General features: G+C 57.1%; 21 protein-coding genes and 1 tRNA gene. 17 read left to right on the forward strand and 5 right to left on the reverse strand.

Annotated features, from left to right (window positions below; all coding sequences use genetic code 11):
- The first annotated feature begins 212 nt into the window (after positions 1–212).
- Positions 213–815 carry a peroxiredoxin gene (locus H2515_RS06945; RefSeq protein WP_035191654.1) on the forward strand — a complete coding sequence of 201 codons (603 nt, stop codon included), beginning with the start codon at positions 213–215 and terminating at the stop codon, positions 813–815.
- A gap of 92 nt (positions 816–907) precedes the next feature.
- Here the strand turns inward: H2515_RS06945 and H2515_RS06950 are convergent, their stop codons facing one another.
- On the reverse strand, positions 908–1,633 hold the full coding sequence (locus H2515_RS06950) for a hypothetical protein (protein WP_065412617.1): 726 nt from the start codon (positions 1,631–1,633) through the stop codon (positions 908–910).
- Between the two features lie 106 nt (positions 1,634–1,739).
- On the opposite strand from H2515_RS06950, the gene H2515_RS06955 reads away from it, so the two are divergent.
- The 9 genes from H2515_RS06955 to H2515_RS06995 all read left to right on the forward strand — a co-directional run bounded on the left by H2515_RS06955 (position 1,740) and on the right by H2515_RS06995 (position 8,530).
- Complete coding sequence (locus tag H2515_RS06955) at positions 1,740–2,600, forward strand: PHP domain-containing protein (protein WP_065412618.1); 861 nt, start codon at positions 1,740–1,742, stop codon at positions 2,598–2,600.
- Positions 2,601–2,704: 104 nt separating this feature from the next.
- On the forward strand, positions 2,705–3,742 hold the full coding sequence (locus tag H2515_RS06960; RefSeq protein WP_232821605.1) for an AI-2E family transporter: 1,038 nt from the start codon (positions 2,705–2,707) through the stop codon (positions 3,740–3,742).
- Positions 3,743–3,832: 90 nt separating this feature from the next.
- Positions 3,833–4,258: a hypothetical protein gene (locus H2515_RS06965; RefSeq protein WP_172804411.1), complete on the forward strand. Its 426-nt coding sequence runs from the start codon at positions 3,833–3,835 to the stop codon at positions 4,256–4,258.
- A gap of 53 nt (positions 4,259–4,311) precedes the next feature.
- The gene (locus H2515_RS06970) at positions 4,312–4,779 is read left to right on the forward strand and encodes a hypothetical protein (protein ID WP_065412619.1); all 468 of its coding nucleotides are present in this window, start codon (positions 4,312–4,314) and stop codon (positions 4,777–4,779) included.
- Positions 4,772–5,539 (forward strand): 23S rRNA (guanosine(2251)-2'-O)-methyltransferase RlmB, encoded by a 768-nt coding sequence (gene rlmB, locus H2515_RS06975; RefSeq protein WP_198661270.1) that lies wholly within the window; start codon positions 4,772–4,774, stop codon positions 5,537–5,539. The genes H2515_RS06970 and rlmB overlap by 8 nt, the downstream gene beginning before the upstream one ends.
- A 23-nt stretch (positions 5,540–5,562) precedes the next feature.
- Positions 5,563–6,333 carry a TatD family hydrolase gene (locus H2515_RS06980; RefSeq protein WP_198661271.1) on the forward strand — a complete coding sequence of 257 codons (771 nt, stop codon included), beginning with the start codon at positions 5,563–5,565 and terminating at the stop codon, positions 6,331–6,333.
- Positions 6,330–7,088 (forward strand): MBL fold metallo-hydrolase, encoded by a 759-nt coding sequence (locus H2515_RS06985; RefSeq protein ID WP_065413089.1) that lies wholly within the window; start codon positions 6,330–6,332, stop codon positions 7,086–7,088. Before H2515_RS06980 ends, H2515_RS06985 begins: the two co-directional genes overlap by 4 nt.
- Before the next feature lie 77 nt (positions 7,089–7,165).
- Positions 7,166–7,241: transfer RNA gene (locus tag H2515_RS06990), tRNA-Ala, on the forward strand.
- 149 nt (positions 7,242–7,390) lie between these two features.
- Complete coding sequence (locus H2515_RS06995; RefSeq protein ID WP_198661272.1) at positions 7,391–8,530, forward strand: FIST signal transduction protein; 1,140 nt, start codon at positions 7,391–7,393, stop codon at positions 8,528–8,530.
- A 51-nt stretch (positions 8,531–8,581) separates the two neighbouring features.
- Here the strand turns inward: H2515_RS06995 and H2515_RS16325 are convergent, their stop codons facing one another.
- From H2515_RS16325 to ygfZ, 3 genes are read right to left on the reverse strand one after another with little or no spacing between them, the layout of a single operon-like run.
- Positions 8,582–8,707, reverse strand: coding sequence for a hypothetical protein (locus H2515_RS16325; RefSeq protein ID WP_269802061.1), 126 nt, complete (start codon positions 8,705–8,707; stop codon positions 8,582–8,584).
- A complete protein-coding gene (locus tag H2515_RS07000; RefSeq protein ID WP_232821606.1) occupies positions 8,692–8,931 on the reverse strand; it encodes a hypothetical protein in 240 nt (79 codons plus the stop codon). Before H2515_RS07000 ends, H2515_RS16325 begins: the two co-directional genes overlap by 16 nt.
- A gap of 3 nt (positions 8,932–8,934) precedes the next feature.
- Positions 8,935–9,900 carry a CAF17-like 4Fe-4S cluster assembly/insertion protein YgfZ gene (gene ygfZ / locus H2515_RS07005; RefSeq protein WP_198661273.1) on the reverse strand — a complete coding sequence of 322 codons (966 nt, stop codon included), beginning with the start codon at positions 9,898–9,900 and terminating at the stop codon, positions 8,935–8,937.
- On the opposite strand from ygfZ, the gene H2515_RS07010 reads away from it, so the two are divergent.
- A complete protein-coding gene (locus tag H2515_RS07010) occupies positions 9,884–10,414 on the forward strand; it encodes a hypothetical protein (RefSeq protein WP_143217843.1) in 531 nt (176 codons plus the stop codon). The genes ygfZ and H2515_RS07010 overlap by 17 nt on opposite strands.
- Here the strand turns inward: H2515_RS07010 and nadB are convergent.
- Positions 10,359–11,948 (reverse strand): L-aspartate oxidase, encoded by a 1,590-nt coding sequence (nadB, locus tag H2515_RS07015; RefSeq protein ID WP_198661274.1) that lies wholly within the window; start codon positions 11,946–11,948, stop codon positions 10,359–10,361. The genes H2515_RS07010 and nadB overlap by 56 nt on opposite strands.
- A 115-nt stretch (positions 11,949–12,063) precedes the next feature.
- Here nadB and rpoE point away from each other — a divergent pair, with 115 nt between their 5' ends.
- From rpoE to H2515_RS07045, 6 genes are all read left to right on the forward strand, one after another.
- On the forward strand, positions 12,064–12,690 hold the full coding sequence (rpoE, locus tag H2515_RS07020; RefSeq protein WP_014029149.1) for an RNA polymerase sigma factor RpoE: 627 nt from the start codon (positions 12,064–12,066) through the stop codon (positions 12,688–12,690).
- Positions 12,687–13,352 (forward strand): sigma-E factor negative regulatory protein, encoded by a 666-nt coding sequence (locus H2515_RS07025; RefSeq protein ID WP_035192911.1) that lies wholly within the window; start codon positions 12,687–12,689, stop codon positions 13,350–13,352. Before rpoE ends, H2515_RS07025 begins: the two co-directional genes overlap by 4 nt.
- Before the next feature lie 133 nt (positions 13,353–13,485).
- The gene (locus H2515_RS07030; protein ID WP_198661275.1) at positions 13,486–14,961 is read left to right on the forward strand and encodes a DegQ family serine endoprotease; all 1,476 of its coding nucleotides are present in this window, start codon (positions 13,486–13,488) and stop codon (positions 14,959–14,961) included.
- A gap of 105 nt (positions 14,962–15,066) precedes the next feature.
- Complete coding sequence (lepA, locus tag H2515_RS07035; protein WP_198661276.1) at positions 15,067–16,869, forward strand: translation elongation factor 4; 1,803 nt, start codon at positions 15,067–15,069, stop codon at positions 16,867–16,869.
- A 67-nt stretch (positions 16,870–16,936) separates the two neighbouring features.
- Positions 16,937–17,728 carry a signal peptidase I gene (gene lepB / locus H2515_RS07040; RefSeq protein ID WP_035192907.1) on the forward strand — a complete coding sequence of 264 codons (792 nt, stop codon included), beginning with the start codon at positions 16,937–16,939 and terminating at the stop codon, positions 17,726–17,728.
- Positions 17,729–17,815: 87 nt separating this feature from the next.
- The gene (locus tag H2515_RS07045; RefSeq protein ID WP_198661277.1) at positions 17,816–18,250 is read left to right on the forward strand and encodes a DUF4845 domain-containing protein; all 435 of its coding nucleotides are present in this window, start codon (positions 17,816–17,818) and stop codon (positions 18,248–18,250) included.
- Positions 18,251–18,296: the final 46 nt, after the last annotated feature.

The following is an 18,296-nucleotide window of genomic DNA, read 5'->3' on the forward strand; positions in this document are numbered from 1 at the left end:
GGGCCGGACTCCTCACGTTTTAGTCAAAGGGTTACGGGGTTACGGCCGGAATCATCCGGCGGGCTGGGGGCCTATTCTAGCCTAAGGCGGGCGTGCTGCCCACAGGGGGCTTGCCTGCATCCAGAGCGATCAGAAATTTGGCGAAATCAGGAAAAGTTCGCTATAGTAAAAATCTGGACTTCATCCCGTTAGCGCAACAGAGGAGAATTACGATGGCTGTATTAGTAGGCAAAGCTGCTCCCGATTTCGTGGCCCCCGCCGTCATGGCTGATAATAGTATCAACGAGAAGTTTCAATTTTCTCAGCATATTAAAGGGAAATATGCGGTTCTGTTCTTTTACCCGCTCGATTTCACCTTCGTATGTCCGTCTGAAATTCTCGCCTTTAACCATCGCCTGAATGATTTCAAGTCCCGCAATACTGAAGTCATTGCCTGTAGCGTGGACTCTCAGTTCACTCATCTGGCCTGGAAGAACACGCCGGAAGAGAAGGGCGGCATTGGCCACATCAAGCTCCCTATGGTGGCGGATCTCTCCAAGAGCATCGCACGCAATTATGACGTCCTGCTCAATGATGAGGTGGCGCTGCGCGGCTCTTTCCTGATCGACCGCGAAGGCGTGGTGCGCCACGAAGTAATCAACGATTTGCCCTTGGGTCGCAACATTGACGAAATGCTCCGTATGGTGGACGCATTGCAATTCTCTGAAGAACACGGAGAAGTTTGCCCGGCACAGTGGGAGAAGGGTAAAGCCGGCATGAAGCCAACCAGTGAGGGAGTTGCCGACTTTCTGGCGCATCACGGCAAAGAACTCTGAACACAGGTTGTCCTGTGTGCCCATCGTAGGAGCCTGCGTGGGTGAATCGATAAAATGGCCGGGATTGACGTCCTGGCCATTTTTATGATGACTTAGTGCAGACTACGTCCGGCACCTTCTGCCGCTTCTTCCATGACGGCCCTTACCTCATCCGGAAAATCACCCTGAGCCACCTGCTGGCGTCCTTCCTGAAAGAAAAGTGCCGCATCAGCGGGCAAATGGCGGAGGATTGCCGCAAACGCGCTGCGCATTTCTGCAGGGTCCTGGGCTCGGGTTGCTGTGATGCCCCAGTTCATCAGCAGAATACGCCAGGGACGGTGCGGGTCAGCGCCATCCAGGTCGGTGGCATAGTCTGCGGATGCGGCTTCTTTCACCTGGCCCATCAATTGGGCCAGGGAACGCAGTTCGTCGGTTTCCGCGCGACTATTGGCCAGAATGGCCAGACCGTTGACGATAGGCTCCAGCGTGTGGATGGCGCCGTGTTGATTACATACCCATGCAGCGATACCGACGGTGATCATTTCCAGGGCGGTCTTCGCCTGAGGCTCACCCAGGCGCTCAGCCCAGGTAGCGAGATCCATCAGCAGGCCGATGGTCAGATCGCTGATACGCTCCGGCTCGTCGTCGGGCAGTGCGGGGTCCCAGGACGCAACATCCGTTGTCAGCACTGCGAAAAGCTGGCGCAGGGCGTCCACAATCATCGGTGGGGTGATCTGCTCTCCGGTGGCAATGCCGCTCTCGGCAAAGGCACTGAGGATGGGGGTGGCATATTGTTCAAAGCGCTTATGTGCGCCGGGGATGTCCAGGATGAGAGCCACTGCTGCCTCCGATATGCCCGATGAACTTGAGCGTGTTATGCTAGCACAGAATGGTGTCGGATTCCGCAGCAAGCGGCATCCTCTTTTTTAATTCAGGAATCTTCTTATGTCGCACCCGAACCCCGTTTCTCCTATTGATTTGCACATGCACTCGCTGGCCTCCGATGGCACCATGACGCCCACCGATCTGGTGCAGCGGGTGCATGCGGCTGGGGTGCGCGTCATGGCACTGACTGACCATGACAACACCGTAGGGCTTGCGGAGGCCCGTGTGCAGGCGGCGGCACTGGATATTCAACTGGTCCCCGGCGTTGAGGTCTCCAGCGAATGGAGCACCCAGGGCATCCATATTGTCGGCCTTTTTATAGATCCAGCGAATAACATTTTACAGGGTGGTTTGAGTCGGATTATGGCCTTCCGCGATTGGCGCGCCTTGGAAATCGGACGTTTATTAGAAGGTGCCGGTATTCCTGACGCAGAAGCCGGAGCGCGAGCGATGGCGGGTAGCCGCATGGTGGGGCGTAGCCATTTTTCGCGCTGGCTGGTGCGTGAGGGATACTGTGCAGATGGGAATGAGGCCTTCGGCAAATATCTTGGGCGCGGTTGTAAGGCCTACGTGCCCAGCGACTGGATTCCCATGACCGAAGCCGTTGGCTGGATCAACGCGGCAGGTGGATCCGCCGTTCTGGCCCACCCCGGTCGCTACAAGCTCAGCGGTACTCGACTGCGTGCTTTGCTCACCGAGTTCCAGGATGCTGGGGGCATCGGCCTTGAGGTCTGCTCCGGCAGTCAGGCGGCCGGAGATCGCGAGCATCTGGGACGTCTCGCCAGACAACTGGGCATGGTGGGTTCGGTCGGCTCTGACTTTCATGGCCCGGATGTTGGTCATGCGGCCATCGGCCATCTGCCACCGTTGCCCGACGGTGTCGAACCGGTCTGGGACCGTGCTGGTATTCACCTTCACTGACCGATCAATCTTGCCGATTTTTCTGACGTTTATGCGCATTTTCATTGGCGTGGCACTATGGTAGTTTTGCACTCCATCGTGGAGTGCACATTAGGGGAACAGGAGTGCAAAAAAGCCAAGAGCCATCAGGCTATGCTAATTGGGGCATGTTCGTGTTGCTGCTGGTTTATGCTGGCGTCGCATACACCCTCAGTCCATTCGCCGGCCCCCTGCTGATGGGGGCGGTGCTGACAACAGTGGGCTGGCCTTGGCAGTTGCGCCTGGAGCGGGGCTTTCATCTCCCACGCTGGCTGGGTTCGCTTATACACGCTCTGGCGTGGGTCGCGATCATCATTATTCCTGCGGTCATTATCGTTGATTCTGTGCTGCCCCAGGTAGCACTGCTCATCTTCCGCTGGCAGTCAGGTGGTCCGCTCGTCGAGGTGCCGCCGGAGGTGTTGAAGATTCCCTATGCCGGTCACTGGTTGCTCAGCCATTTGCATGGGCTGAACGGTGCTTATCTCTCCGCGCTGCTCAGTGCGCATTCCAGCCTCATCACCGATTCTTTGGGTCAGCTCTGGATATTCACGTTGCATACGTTTTTTGCCGCACTGACCGTGTTTGCATTGGCTCTGCACGGTGAGCGTCTCACGGAGGCACTGCACCTGGGGGCTACACAACTCTGGGGCCGTGATCGCGGCGATCGGTATTTGGCCGCCTGCCGGGATGCGGCGCGTTCGGTGCTGATCGGCCTCATTGGTGTGGGTGTGGTAGAGGGCATGTTTATCGGTATCGCTTACGCTGTTGCGGGACTAAGCATGTGGCCCCTTTGGTTGGTCGCTACCGCACTGATATCGCCGATTCCCTTTGGTGCCACGGCCGTAGTCGGCGCAGCCACCCTCTGGCTCACTTTTACGGGGCATTGGATCGCTGGTCTGCTCGTGCTCGCCTGGGGGCTTATCGTTATTACCGTGGCGGATCTGGTGGTGCGCCCACTACTCACCGGATCGCAGACGCAGGCCCCCTTCTTTCTGGTGTTCTTTAGTATTCTCGGTGGTGCGGAAGCCTTCGGCTTGATTGGTCTGATTATCGGACCTATCCTGGTGCTGCTGGCGCGTGGGGTATGGCGCGCCTGGGAGCGGCGCATTCGTTTACAGGAGTAATTGCGTCGATCACTGCGGTTGTGGAACTGCACAGGCTTCCCGCCGATCTAACAAATGCATATTTTATCTTTGTGAAATCAGGAGGACACTATGGACTACTCAATGTTGGATCAACAATACAATCAGTTGCAGCAGCAGACCCAGAACAACCTGCAGGCCTTGCAGCAGGTCGCTGGACGGGTGAACGCCATGGCACCGGATAATATGACCGGACGCGAGATCAGTATGGATTTGCGCAGCCTGGCCATGAACCTGCAACAACAGCAGCAGAACGTGGGGATGATGCTGCAGCAGATGGCGCAGCGTATCCAGCAGTTGGAGATGCAGATGCAAGGGATGGGGCAGCAGGGTGGTATGAACCCCAATATGGGACAGCAACGTCCCTGGAATGCACCCATGCAGGGACAGCCGGGTATGGGCAGCGGTTTCCTGGGTAATGTCGTGACTGGTCTGGGTCTGGGTGCGGGATTTGCGGTGGCGGATAATATCGTTGACGATATTTTCGACAGCTTCTGAGTCTATATGATGATCGCGCATTTTGACGGTTCCTTGCGGGTGGCGTTCAGCTCATGACGTTACCGTTGTCGGCGTATCTGGATCTGGAGTCGCGCGTTTTTGTCTGGGCTGCAGGGCAGGGATGGCAGTTGCAGCGTACCGGCCCTTTGCGGCGGGGTGAATGGCCGTTACCGCGCCTGGAGTTTCTCCGCGAGGGCGTGTTAACGCCCGGCGAGTGGGATGCTGCACTTGCCGCCTGTTCCCTGTTTATGGAATTGGTTTCCAGTCAGCGGGAGGCACGGAGTCGGGAAGGTATCGGGGTAAAATTTTATCAGGCACCAAGCGAGACCCTGGGTTTTGCGCAGATTGCCCATACGGGGCCAGCCGAGTTTGTCGCGGTGTGTCGCCGCTTGCCGGGCTGGGATCTGGCCCCGGCAGCTGACGAAGCGGCGGCCTTTGCGCGGGTTGGTCTGCCTTGTGTGCCGCCCTCCCAGCGTAATCCTGAAGTGTTCACGATGTTGGCGGGGGCGCCGGATGACTAAAGAATCCCTCTACGGTATCCACGCAGTTGGCGCCGCGCTGGATTCAAAAGAATTACTGGAGCTCTGGGTGGCGACTGAGCGGAGGAGCGATGGCCGTGTCGTGCCCTTACTGCAAAAAGCCATGGAGCAGCATCTGCCAGTGCATGAATGGCGGAGCACGGCATTGGGCCGGCGACTGAATACTGACAAGCATCAAGGCGTGGGCGGCTTGCTGCGCGATTTTTCCGAGCAGGACTTCGAGACCATTCTGGCGCAATTGGCAGGCCGTGCCTTCCTGCTGGTGCTGGATGGTGTGCTTGATCCTCACAATCTCGGTGCCTGTTTGCGCAGTGCGGAAGCGGCAGGGGTCGATGCGGTGATTCTGCCCAAGGATAATGCCTGCCCGGTCAATGCCACCGTGCGTAAGGCGTCTGCCGGATCGGCATCACGCGTTCCGGTCTGTACGGTGACCAATCTGTCGCGAACCCTGTCTGTTTTGCAAGAGACGGGTTTCTGGCTGGTCGGGATGGCGGGGGAGGGCGCCCAGAGCCTTTATACGCTCGATCTGAAGATGCCGCTGGTGATGGTGATGGGGGGGGAGGAAAAAGGTTTGCGCCGCCTTACCCGCGAGCACTGCGATTATCTGGCGCATATTCCCATGATGGGATCTATCGAAAGTCTGAATGTGTCCGTCGCCACCGGGGTTTGCCTCTTTGAGGCGGCACGGCAGAGGCGAAGTCTATCCCCCGCCCAGCATGTCGGGCAGGAAAAATTGGCCTGAATACGCCAGAGGGTCATAAACGCATGCTGGTAGATTCTCACTGTCATCTGGATTTCGAAGATTTTGATGCCGATCGGGCGGGCATTCTGGCGCGCGCGCATGCGGCCGGGGTGCAAGAAATGCTGATTGCGGCGGTTGTCGAGGCGCACTGGCCGCGGGTACAGGCCCTGACTGCCGAGTACCCCGGCGTGTGGGCGGCAGCGGGCGTGCATCCCAACGAACCCGCAGCAGAGACCCCGGAATGGGAGCATCTGCTCGCCGCTCTGGCGGTCGACAAGGTGGTGGCCGTCGGCGAGACCGGCCTCGATTATTTCCGTAGTGAAGGAGACCTGTCCTGGCAACGGGAGCGCTTTGCCCGGCATATAGCCGCTTCCAAGGCCACGGGAAAGCCGCTGATCGTCCACACCCGTGCGGCAGCGGCAGACACCATCGCCATGCTGCGCAGTGAAGAGGCGGCGGCCGGTGGTGTCATTCATTGCTTCACCGAAAACTGGGATTTTGCGAAGGCCGCTATGGATATGGGCTTTTATATATCCTTTTCCGGCATCGTGACTTTCAAAAAGTCCGTTGAATTGCAGGCGGTGGCCAAGAAAATGCCGGCGGATCGTCTGCTGGTGGAGACGGACGCGCCCTATCTGGCCCCCGTGCCGCAACGCGGCAAGCGCAACGAACCTGCTTTTGTCGCTCATGTCGCGGCCTTTCTCGGGGCGTTGCGGGGCGAGACGCAGGAGGATATCGCCGTGCAGACCACGGCGAATTTCCACGCACTGTTTAAACACGCGGTAGCGACATGAAGATTATATTCCTCGGTACGGGGTCCAGTGCTGGAACACCGGCGATTGCCTGCCATTGTCCGGTTTGTTGCAGCGCTGATCCACGCAACCACCGTCTACGGGCCAGTATTCTGGTGCAGGATGGGGGTACTAATCTGCTGGTGGATACCGGTCCGGACCTGCGCCAGCAGATGTTGCGCGCCGGTGTGCAGGCGCTGAGTGCCGTGTTGTATACCCATTTTCATGCTGATCATATCAATGGTGTCGATGACCTGCGCGCCTTCAATTTTGCGCAGAAGATCGTGATCCCTTGCCATGCGGATGAGCGCACGGCGATAGAATTGGAAACCCGATTTCGCTATTGTTTTCTGCCGCCGGACATCACTTGGGCGAAGCCTTCGCTCGCCATGCACCGGATAGCATCGCCGCAGACCTTTGGTGGGGTTGAGGTGACACCGATACCCGTGCTGCATGGTCAACTGCCTATTCTCGGGTACCGCTTTAATGATGTGGCGTATCTTACAGATCTAAAAACCATCCCGGATAGCAGCCTGATGTTGTTGCAAGGGCTGAAAGTCCTGATTCTTGACTGCCTGCATTATGCAGAGCACCCCACCCATCTTAATGTGGAAGAGGCTTTGTACTGGGCGCGGCGCATTGACGCAGAGCGGACCATTTTTACCCACATGACCCATGATGTCGATTATGCGACGTTGGCTGCGGAGTTGCCGGAAACGGTCATTCCCGCCTATGACGGTATGGTCGTGGACCTTTGAGCGCAGGCTGCTGATGGCCGGGTGCATGCAAAAAATGTTTGACATCGCCTGTATGAATCCATATATTACGCCGCATCGGGGCCATAGCTCAGCTGGGAGAGCGCTTGAATGGCATTCAAGAGGTCAGCGGTTCGATCCCGCTTGGCTCCACCAAATTAAAAGGCTATTCGGCCTTTTTTCTCCTCGACAATCTAAACAGTCGCCGTATCATTTGTTTTCGACAGATACCGTCCGGCTATGGCAGCCTTCTGTATCCGCCCCCGTCTTGCAGTTTTTACAAGAAATGCTCATGAGGTTCTTTTTTGCACAATGAACGGCTTTTTCCCTACGGCCATGCCCGTGATGCGGATTGGCGTATGGCTTTGTCCTCCACTTTAGAGATGGCGGGTCCGTGGGTGCGGGGTGGTACGCTGGGGTTCCTCTACGTCAGCGACAGCTTCGAGTCTGATCTGCCGGAAATTCTGAGCGCCCTGCGAGAAGAAACCGGCGTGCCGCATTGGACAGGCTGTGTGGGGATTGGCATCTGTGCGACTGCTCAGGAATACCTGGATGAACCGGCACTGGCCTTGATGGTGACCGATTTCCCGGAGACGGCGTTCCATTTGTTTGCAGGGCTGGAGCCTTACCAACCCGGTAAGGAGCTGACCATGGGAGAGGCGGATCATCCGCCTTATTTCGCCATCGTCCACGGTGACTCCCGGACACCGGACCTGCCTGATCTGGTCCGGGATTTTGCCGGAAAGATGCGTAGCGGTTTCATCACCGGGGGGATCAGCAGTAGTCGCGCCAACGGTGCGCAACTTGCCGATACGGTCGTGCATGACGGATTGAGTGGCGTGACGTTCAGCGAGAAGATCGCCATCGTTACCCGCCTGACTCAGGGCTGTAGCCCCATCGGTCCAATCCATCAAATCGCCGAGGCCAAGAGCAATGTGATCGCCCGTCTGGATGATCGTCCGGCGCTCGACGTGTTTTATGAAGAGATCGGTGACATCCTCTCCCGGGATTTGCAGCGGGCGGCGGGTTTTATTTTTGTGGCGTTGCCGGTCAAAAACGATGATCGTGGCGACTATATGGTGCGTAATCTGCTTGGTATTGATATCGAGCGCAAGCTGCTGGCAATCGGGGAATATGTAGAGACCGGTCAGTCCCTGATGTTCTGCAAGCGGGATGGCAGCTCGGCGCGCGAAGATATGGAGCGGATGCTCACAGAAATTACCCGTCTGGTGGGGGGGCGAAGGATTCGCGGTGGCCTCTATTTCTCCTGTCTTGGGCGCGGTGAGGGTCTGTTCGGACCCGATTCTATGGAATTGCGGATCATCCAGGAGCGCCTGGGCGACTTCCCTCTGGTCGGATTTTTTGCCAATGGCGAAATTTCACATGACAAAATATATGGTTATACGGGAGTGCTGACCCTGTTTCTGGATGCGCCAGTCTCCTGAGTCAATAGCTGATCTACAGGCATGGTGAGGCGCTGTCGGCTTTGCGATCGCTCACTGATTTTGATAGTTACCGGCGAGGCCGGACAGGAGTTTTTGCTCCAGAGCGTTGGCCTGCTCCGCAGTGGACTGGCAAAGCGCGCTGGCAGGGTCGCGCGCGCATTTTAACTCGTCAGCCAACTCGCGGTGCCTTTTTTTTGCAACTGAGCCTGGCTGTTGCGGCTCTGCGGGGTACTGGCCATCCACGCAACTCCATAACCGAGCGCCGAAGAGAGTATGGTCGCCATCAGAAGCACCAGTACCGTGCGGGTAAAACCGCGTTCCAGTCCCTGCCCATCCAGGTAACGCTTGCCATACCAAGCAAATGCCGGATAACTGACAACGCCTGCCACCAGACCCCACATGGACTATCCCTCTTTGGCGACGTCCAGGGGCAGGGTATAGGGAAGCTTCCCCAAGCTCAAAGGTGTACCATCCGGCGTCCCAGCCATCAGAGCCTCCCCGGTGTTAGCGGCGCGTAAAACCGCCAGTGCGGCAAAGCCATCCTGAGGATCCGCTGCCGCATTGATAACGACGCCAATACTCTGTTCCCCCATGTTGGCACTAAAAATCTCTTCACCCGCTCGCAGTGGCGCCCGGGCCGAGATTCGGTAGGTCTGGTTCTTGAGTTTGCCGAGATAGTGGGAACGCGCGACAATCTCCTGCCCCGGATAGCAGCCCTTCTTGAAATTGATACCGCCCAATACCTCCAGATTCAGTTCCTGGGGAATAACTTTTTCTGTGGTGGCGCTGCTGATCATGCCGACGCCGGCATGAATGGCTTGTAGTCGCCAATCCTCCGCAGATCCGGCCCGCGCACCAGCCGCTGTTAGTCCGGCGCTGAGCGCTTCCGCACGGGATGCGGGCAAAATGATCAGGAAGGCTTCCGCATCCACCCATGGCAGACGGGTGATGATCCTGTCGTCGTGGACCAATCCGCTGTTGCCGGTTTCCGGCGCCGCAAGCCCGAGGGCATGGCCAAGCAGATCACCAGCACCTCTACCCGAGACAGCGAATAAGGCGGATTCTGGTTCCCCCCGCGCAATCTCCAGCTTGGCCATCATCCGGAACTTACGCAGGCGCGCGATGACTATGTCGGCCATATCGGCGGCCAGACTCAGCCAAAAGCCATCGCCGTCGCGCTGCACGTAAAAATTGGCGATCATGCGTCCTTTAGCCGTACTGTAGCTGCTCCACTGGCCGTGACCACTGGCCAGGGCATGCAGATCATTAGAGAATTGCCCTTGTAAAAACTTTTCGGCATCCACACCGTAGGCATGAATCAAACCCAGTTCCGTACGCAGGGGGGTAAAGGTAATGACGGCTGAAGACATACGATTGGACTCCCGGTTGCTGAAACAGCATGGCCCCGATCATACCCTTATGGATGACAGCGACAAAGTCCTGCCGATTCTTTCCTTTGGCAGTGCCCGGCGACAGCGCTGGCTACAGAGTATTCCCTGTGCACTGGCTTTGCTCTGCGCGGCTTTTACGATGGGCCACGACTGGCGCTGGGGTTTGGCACTGCTCGCCGTGCTGCTGGCATGGTCCGTCTGGCACTGCCCTCTGCGTCAGCGTGTCGGCCAGGCCGTGCCGGAGGCGATTCTGCTCAGTATAGAGAGCGATCTGCGGGTACAAATGGAGGATGGTAGCGTGGTGCCGGTTCAACATCGCGCCCGCCCGTTTCTGCACCCGCGTCTGGGGGTGATTCCCCTACAGGGTGGCAATGGTCGCCGCCATGTGCTGATCGGTCTCTTCACGGCAGGCGATGATCTGTGGCGGCGCTGGCGGCTCAGATTGCGTCAGGAATGGGACGCAGCACCGGACCCTGCTGATCCCGCTGACTGATGCTATCCGCGGCCACACTCCGGAGTTGCGGGTGGTCACTGTTGAAATGACAGCCACGGGATTCTTCGCGTAACAGCGCGGAACGGGTGAGGATTTCCGCGCACTGGCGCAGATTGCGCAGCTCCTGATAAGACCGCGGCCCGTACAGGCTATCGCCAATGCGCGCGGTTAGTTCATGCCAGTGTGCGCTGGCGGACCGCAGGCCTTCATCGTTGCGGATAATACCTGCTGCTTGCCACATGCCCGCCTGCAATGCCTGCCGCAAGACCGCGATGTCTATCTCTGGCGCGGTTGTTGCCGATTGCTCCGTCAACTGCCCGGGCATTTGGCGCGGGCAATCGGGCAGGTGCGACTGTCCTTCCAGGTCAGCGACGATCGCTGCCGCACCCACCATACATTCCAGCAATGAATTGCTGGCGAGACGATTGGCTCCGTGCAGTCCGGTGGAACTGACTTCGCCCACCGCATAGAGTCCTGGGATAGTGCTGCGTCCCGCCGCATCTACGACCACACCGCCGCAGGTATAGTGGGCGGCAGGGACTACCGGAATCGGTTCCCGCGTCAGATCATAGCCCTGTGCCCGGCAGTACGCAGAAATCGCTGGAAAATGCTGCTGCACCAGAGTGCCGGGCTGCGCGCTGATGTCCAGAGTGACATGGTCGAGGTGATGCTGCTTCATCTCCGCATCAATCGCGCGCGCGACAATATCCCGCGGTGCCAGCTCGGCGCGGGGGTCATAATGCTCCAGAAAAGCACTGCCGTCTGGCAGGCGTAAGAGCGCTCCCTCACCGCGTAAAGCCTCAGAAAGCAAAAAGGGTGCGCTACCTGGCCTGTAGAGCGTAGTGGGATGAAACTGGATAAACTCCAGATTGGCGATTTCCGCACCCGCCCGATAGGCGAGTGCGATGCCGTCCCCGGTGGCCACCAGCGGGTTACTGGTGTGCAGATACAATTGACCCGCCCCGCCACTGGCGAGAATTACCACCCGTGCCGTCCACAGCTCCGGATGGTCACCTCCCGGAGCGAGCACCCAGGCGCCCGCGCAACGGCCCGCGTTGAGCCAAAGATCGCTGGCGTAGTGTTCCTCAGCGATCTGTACGGCAGGCTCGGCCAGCGCTCTTCGCAGCAGGGTACTCTCAATAGCGTGGCCCGTGGTGTCGGCGCTGTGCAGTACCCGGCGCGCCCGGTGTCCGCCCTCACGGGTAAGATGCCAGTTTCCGTCTGTCTGGCGATCAAAGGGCACCCCCCAGTCGATTAACTGACGCACCGCCTCAGGGCCGCGGCCAACAATTTGCCGGACTGCCTTCGGGTGACATAATCCTGCACCGGCCCCCAGCGTATCCTCGATGTGCAGGGCAATGCTGTCGTGGTCCATATCCATAACGGCGGCGATGCCACCCTGTGCCCAGTCGCTGGCGGAATCGCCGGCCCGTCCTTTGCTCACGATGCCTACCCGGCCGAGGCGGCTGAGCCCCAGGGCCGTGCCGAGTCCGGCGGCGCCGGAGCCGATAATGAGAAAGTCGAAAAAAGGCATTTGCTGTCCTGGGAGAGGGGCTGGGCACAAGTGTTGCGAGAATTAGCAGGGGTCATGATACGATGACCAGCTGATAAGGTGAAGAACGGCACCTAAGAACAAAGGGAAAGTCCGAATGGGTAAGATTACGGGACGCCGCACTGCGGATGGTCAGGAACATGGCGCACCCAGTGACCTGCTCCTCGTCCAGCGCGTGCAAAAGGGAGAAAAAGGAGCCTTTGATCTCCTGGTGCGCAAATACCAGCACAAGGTGATTGCCTTGGTCGGGCGTTTCGTGCGCACCTCCGAGGAGGCTGAAGATGTGGCCCAGGAAGCTTTTGTCAAAGCCTATCGTGCGCTCGCGAATTTTCGCGGCGACAGCGCTTTTTATACCTGGTTGTACCGTATCGCCGTGAACACGGCAAAAAATCACCTTGTCGCCCAGAGCCGCCAGGTTTCTATTGTGGATGCAGAAACCGAAGATGCGGAACAATTTGCCAGTGCCGATGGACTAAGGGAATATGATACCCCAGAAGGGTTGCTGCTTAGTAAGGAATTGGCAGAGCATATCGATACTGCATTGGCAGCGTTGCCGGAGGATTTGCGCACGGCGGTGACCTTGCGGGAATTTGAAGGCTTGAGTTACGACGAAATTGCTCAGGTCATGGAGTGCCCGGTGGGGACGGTAAGGTCCCGGATTTTTCGAGCGCGTGAATCAATTGCCAAGGTTTTGGCCCCGTTGTTAGAGCAGGAAAAGTCATGAACGATGAAACGCAAAAAGAACTGATGGCGTTCATGGAGGGCGAGTTGACCGGTCTGCGCGCCAACCGCTTGGCCGCGCGTTTGCAAAGTGAGCGCGGATTGCGAGAGGCTTGGGAGTCTCAGTACTGTGTCTCTTTTCTTCTCCAAAATGACCGGAATAGGGTCCGGTTAGCATCGGCCGACTTCGCAGACCGGGTTGCCTGGGCGATTGTGAGCGAGCCCAGTATCCTGGCCCCGCAAACCGGGCGACGGCGAGGTATTTCCGGGAGTTTCTGGATTAAGGCAGGTTCCGTTGCTGCGGTGTTGGTGGTGTCAGTGACTCTGGTCGGCGTCTTGCCGCATAACATCGCGTCAGATCAATCCGTTGCTGACAGCGGGTCCGGTCACTACGCTACGACTGCCATGCTGAGGGGCTTTTCGTCCCGCAGTGACGAATTTCATCTGCGTCCCGTAGCCGGCTTTACGCCGCAGCACCCCGGTACAGATATACTTATCCAGAGAGATATACAACGGCTCTGGGTGCCTGGCGGTGGTAATTACCTGGTCCCTTCACAAATTTTTGCTGCCTATGACTCAGGTCAGACTGGTCTGGAGAGTACGGGCTATACGCCTGCAGCGGGTATCAGCGCAGCTTCCATGGCTTTTCCTACAGGTAATCCCTAGAATCAGCGTTTAAAATGCACCTCGGTGCGCATAGGCTGGAGGGGCCGTGCCTGTTGCTAAGTACAGCAGATACCGAGATGATAGACACGGTCTTAAGATTAAGTAATAAATCGGATGGTTGGGAGGGGATTTCTTGAAAAATCGCGTGCTGGGTAGACAGCGCCTTGCAGTGGCGCTTTGTGTAGGTTTGGGCCTGAGCATAGGGATGGTGGCACCTACTTGGGCGGCTGCCAGCGGTCAGGCATTGGTGGGCTTGCCTGATTTTACGCCCATCGTCAAACAGTATGGACCTGCTGTGGTGAACATCAGCACGACGGAGACCAAGGTGGCGCGCGACACGGGCTCGCCATTCCCACCGAACTCTCCCCTGAATCAGTTTTTCGCTCCCTTCTTTGGCGCGCCGGGGCAGCCGGGTGGCCCTCAGGGAGCGCCCGGAGCCGGTCAGAAATACCAGGTGCAGTCTCTGGGCTCTGGATTTATCGTCAGTCCCGATGGTTATATTGTGACGGCGGCGCATGTGGTGAAGGGTGCCCAGAAGATCATTGTCAGTCTCACCAATCATCATCAATATACGGCCCACTTGGTGGGGTTATCGACGCGTATGGACGTTGCATTGCTCAAAATTGACGCAAAGAATCTGCCAACGGTACAAATTGGTGATTCCGGCAAGCTGGAGGTCGGGCAATGGGTACTGGCAGTAGGATCGCCCTTTGGCTTTGAGAACAGCGTGACCCAGGGTGTGGTCAGTGCGACTTCGCGGCCTTTGCCGGATGATCCCTATATCCCGTTTATTCAAACGGATGTGCCGATAAACCCCGGCAACTCCGGTGGCCCGCTCTTCAACATGCGTGGTCAGGTGATCGGTATCAACGACCAGATTTATACCAGTAGTGGCGGCTACATGGGGTTGTCCTTCTCCATCCCTATCAATGTCGCTATGGATGCTGTCAAGCAGTTAAAGTTACATCAGAAAGTGCATTTTGGCTGGCTCGGGGTCATGATTCAGGACGTCAGCATGGATCTCGCCAAGTCCTTCCACATGAAAGAGCCGGTAGGTGCGCTGGTGTCACAGGTGGTACCTGATGGTCCGGCCGCCAAAGCGGGGCTGCGTCCAGGGGATGTCATTGTTTCCTTTGATGGCCAATCCATCTATAACTCAGGTCAGTTGCCGCCGCTGGTGGGTGCATTGCCGGCCGGCTTCAAGGCGAAGTTGGGCGTCATCCGTGATGGTAAACCCATGATCCTCAACATCGTGGTAGAGAGTCTGCCCGGTAATCTGGAGAATGCGGCGCAATCCACCACGCCCGGCAGCCCGGCGCAAAAGGGCGAAGTCAAACGACTGAACGTGCAGGTGGGTCCGCTGACGGCGGAAGCACGTAAGCAACTGAATGTGAATACCGGCGTTCTCGTCCTCGGTGTTGGTGTGGGTCCGGCAGCGGAAGCGGGCATTCGTCCCGGTGATGTGATTCTGCAGGTAGCACAACAGCAGATTACCAATGCTGCCGACTTGCAGAAGCTGGTGGCGGTGTTGCCGGCAGGCCAGCCAATACCGGTGCTGGTGCGGCGCGGTGAGGGGAGTTTTTATCTGGTACTTTCGCTGCCGCGTTGATGCAGGCAGTAGCCGCGAAGGGCTGGGTGTTTATACCAGCCCTTTTTGTTATGGTGTCCGGCGCGGCGGTACTGACCGCCGGACGCCCATGGATTGACAGGTCATATGACTGAACAGCAACATATTCGAAATTTTTCTATTATCGCCCATGTGGATCACGGCAAATCCACGCTCGCGGATCAGTTTATCCGTCTTTGCGGGGCGCTGACCGAGCGGGAAATGTCCAGTCAGGTGCTGGATACCATGGACATCGAACGGGAACGCGGAATCACCATCAAGGCACAGAGTGTGCGCTTGCAGTTTCGCGCCGCAGATGGGCAGGAGTACCAATTCAATCTCATTGATACGCCGGGCCATGTGGATTTTTCTTACGAGGTCAGCCGTTCGCTGGCCGCCTGTGAAGGGGCTCTGCTGGTCGTGGATGCTTCGCAGGGTGTGGAAGCGCAAAGTGTGGCCAATTGTTATACGGCGCTCGAACATGATCTGGAGATTCTGCCTATCCTGAACAAGATTGATTTGCCATCTGCCGATCCGGAGCGGGTGCGCAAGGAGATTGAAGAAATTGTCGGGCTGCCCGCTGACGATGCCGTGGAGGCCAGTGCTAAAGAAGGCATCGGTATTCGGGAGATTCTGGAGTGGGTGGTGGAGCGTATCCCGCCGCCCCAAGGCGATCCGGATGCGCCGCTACAAGCCCTCATCATCGACTCGTGGTTCGATAACTACCTGGGGACTGTGGTTTTGGTGCGGGTGATGAATGGTTCTATCCGACCGGGCCAACGTATTCTGACAATGGTGGGTCAGAAATCTTATGTGGTCGAAAAGGTCGGTGTTTTTACCCCAAAATCCCTGACAGTACCAGTTCTGGAGACTGGTGCGGTAGGCTTTGTTATTGCGGGCGTGCGGACCATCGAAGGCGCCCGGGTGGGGGACACGCTGACGGAGCAGGACCGCCCCGCAAGCGCGCCGCTGCCGGGTTTTCGCGAGGTGCAGCCGCAGGTGTTCACCGGGCTTTATCCCGTGGACTCGGCGGACTATGAAAATTTTCGCGAGGCACTGCAGAAGTTGCGGCTGAATGATGCGGCGTTGCAGTTTGAGCCGGAGACTTCACAAGCCTTGGGCTTTGGTTTCCGTTGCGGATTTTTGGGACTGTTGCACATGGAAATTGTGCAGGAACGCCTGGAGCGGGAATATCAGCTGGAGCTGATCAGCACCGCGCCGACCGTCATCTATCAGGTGATTACCACGGACGGACAGGTGCTGAAGATATCTAATCCTGCCGATTTGCCGCCCATACAGCAGATCGCGGATATTCAGGAACCGGTCATTACGGCAAATATTTTGGTGCCGGAAGCTTATCTCGGACCGGTGATCGCGCTCTGCGAAGAGCGGCGCGGGCGGCAGAAAAATATGCAGTTTACGGGCGGGCAGGTTATGCTGCGTTATGAGCTGCCCCACAATGAGGTGGTTTTGGATTTTTTTGACCGTCTCAAATCGGTGAGTCGCGGCTATGCCTCCATGGATTATGAGTTCGCGCGCTTTGAAAGCGGACCGCTGGTGAAAATGGACATTTTGATCAACGGCGAAAAGCTGGATGCACTGTCCTGGATTGTCCATCGCGATCTGTCCGAGCGGCGCGGACGGGAATTGGTCAGTAGATTGCGTGAGCTGATCCCCCGGCAGATGTTTGAGGTGGCGATACAGGCAGCAATCGGCGCTCGGGTGATTGCCCGGGAGTCGGTCAAAGCCATGCGCAAGAATGTGCTGGCCAAGTGTTATGGCGGTGATATTTCCCGTAAACGTAAATTGCTGGAGAAGCAAAAAGAGGGTAAAAAACGCATGAAGCAGATTGGTCATGTGGAGATTCCTCAAGAGGCTTTTCTGGCGGTGCTGAAAAGTGACAAGAGATAAAACGCGCTCCGTGAAATGAATGCGGAGGCTGATTGTGGTAATGCACAGAGTGAAGGATAGGTACTGAATGGATTTTACCCTTGGGTTGTTTCTGGCGGTTGTGCTTTCTGGCCTGATCTGGCTGGTGGATCTCTTGTTTTTGCGAAAGAAGCGGCCTGCGGAAGCCAGAGAGTCCATTGTTGTCGAGTATGCCCGGAGTTTTTTTCCAGTATTGCTTATTGTTTTCCTGATCCGTGCCTTTCTGTTTGAGCCTTTTCAGATACCCTCCGGCTCCATGATCCCGACCTTGCGGGTGGGGGACTTTGTGTTGGTCAACAAATTCCAGTGGGGGTTGCGGCTACCCTTGATTCACACACCCATCACCCGAGGCAGCCCGGTAGAGGCGGGTGATGTCATGGTGTTTCGGTATCCCAAAAATCCGCGTGTCGACTACATCAAGCGGGTTATCGGTCTGCCGGGCGACACGATTGAGGTGAAGGGAAACGCCCTCTACATCAACAACAAACTGGTGCCACAAAAGTTTATCCGGACCTTTAATTATCGACCGGAAGGGCAGGGTGCCGAAGGCATGGTGATTCCCACCCAAGAATATGAGCAGGAACTTGGGGGCCACAAGTTCCACATCATCGAATTTGATACACCCGAAGCCCAGATGAATTTTGGCCCTTACAAGGTGCCGCCCCATTCCTATTTCATGATGGGCGATGATCGGGATAATAGTAATGACAGCCGTTTCTGGGGTGTGGTGCCAGAGCGTAATATCGTCGGAAAGGCGATGTTTGTGTGGTTCTCCTGGAATGCCGAGGACTGGACTATCCGCTGGAAGCAGATTGGTCGTTCGCTGGACGGGGTTTCCTGAGGGTGAGGATTGCACTTGCAAAATCGTGATTCGGGACTAAGTAATAATAGGTCATGGATGGATCCATCGGCTCCCGGAGGGTTCGGAATGCGCAAATCGATTATAGATGCCCCGTTCATGAAGAAAGCCATTGACCAGCCTGCCCAGGGTGCACGATCTGTAACACCACAGTATTCCAGGGAGGCAGGCGTCTCACTGATCGGTGTGATTTTCTGGCTGCTGATCCTGGTATTTGCGGTCGCCTTTGTAGTGAAGGTGATGCCGTCCTACTACGATTACTGGTCCTTGAAGAACATTGTCAGCCATCAGGCGCAGCAGTCTGGGCCGGGAGCGTCCCCATCACAAATTCGCCATGACCTGAACGATCGCCTGGGGGTTGCCATGATCAATATCCCGCAGAAAGACATTCATATCGAGAGAAGTGGTACGGGCTCAGCGTTGATCACCGTCAGTTATGACAAGATTGTGCCCTTGATAGCCAATATCAGTCTGCTGCTGCATTTTAAAGCCATAGGGCATTAAAAAGGGCTTTTCCGTGTATGATATGGTTCTTTCTTCGCATGTTTGG

It is taken from the genome of Acidithiobacillus ferrivorans (assembly GCF_016250455.1).
GTDB lineage: Bacteria > Pseudomonadota > Gammaproteobacteria > Acidithiobacillales > Acidithiobacillaceae > Acidithiobacillus > Acidithiobacillus ferrivorans.

Excerpts from the sequence above, each read along its gene's own strand:
- H2515_RS06945 (WP_035191654.1), top strand. The coding sequence starts at position 213 with ATGGCTGTATTAGTAGGCAAAGCTGCTCCCGATTTCGTGGCCCCCGCC.
- H2515_RS06955 (WP_065412618.1), top strand. The coding sequence starts at position 1,740 with ATGTCGCACCCGAACCCCGTTTCTCCTATTGATTTGCACATGCACTCG.
- H2515_RS06965 (WP_172804411.1), top strand. The coding sequence starts at position 3,833 with ATGGACTACTCAATGTTGGATCAACAATACAATCAGTTGCAGCAGCAG.
- H2515_RS06970 (WP_065412619.1), top strand. The coding sequence starts at position 4,312 with ATGACGTTACCGTTGTCGGCGTATCTGGATCTGGAGTCGCGCGTTTTT.
- rlmB (WP_198661270.1), top strand. The coding sequence starts at position 4,772 with ATGACTAAAGAATCCCTCTACGGTATCCACGCAGTTGGCGCCGCGCTG.
- H2515_RS06980 (WP_198661271.1), top strand. The coding sequence starts at position 5,563 with ATGCTGGTAGATTCTCACTGTCATCTGGATTTCGAAGATTTTGATGCC.
- H2515_RS06985 (WP_065413089.1), top strand. The coding sequence starts at position 6,330 with ATGAAGATTATATTCCTCGGTACGGGGTCCAGTGCTGGAACACCGGCG.
- H2515_RS07000 (WP_232821606.1), bottom strand. The coding sequence starts at position 8,931 with ATGTGGGGTCTGGTGGCAGGCGTTGTCAGTTATCCGGCATTTGCTTGG.
- H2515_RS07010 (WP_143217843.1), top strand. The coding sequence starts at position 9,884 with ATGACGGCTGAAGACATACGATTGGACTCCCGGTTGCTGAAACAGCAT.
- ygfZ (WP_198661273.1), bottom strand. The coding sequence starts at position 9,900 with ATGTCTTCAGCCGTCATTACCTTTACCCCCCTGCGTACGGAACTGGGT.
- nadB (WP_198661274.1), bottom strand. The coding sequence starts at position 11,948 with ATGCCTTTTTTCGACTTTCTCATTATCGGCTCCGGCGCCGCCGGACTC.
- rpoE (WP_014029149.1), top strand. The coding sequence starts at position 12,064 with ATGGGTAAGATTACGGGACGCCGCACTGCGGATGGTCAGGAACATGGC.
- H2515_RS07025 (WP_035192911.1), top strand. The coding sequence starts at position 12,687 with ATGAACGATGAAACGCAAAAAGAACTGATGGCGTTCATGGAGGGCGAG.
- lepA (WP_198661276.1), top strand. The coding sequence starts at position 15,067 with ATGACTGAACAGCAACATATTCGAAATTTTTCTATTATCGCCCATGTG.
- lepB (WP_035192907.1), top strand. The coding sequence starts at position 16,937 with ATGGATTTTACCCTTGGGTTGTTTCTGGCGGTTGTGCTTTCTGGCCTG.
- H2515_RS07045 (WP_198661277.1), top strand. The coding sequence starts at position 17,816 with ATGCGCAAATCGATTATAGATGCCCCGTTCATGAAGAAAGCCATTGAC.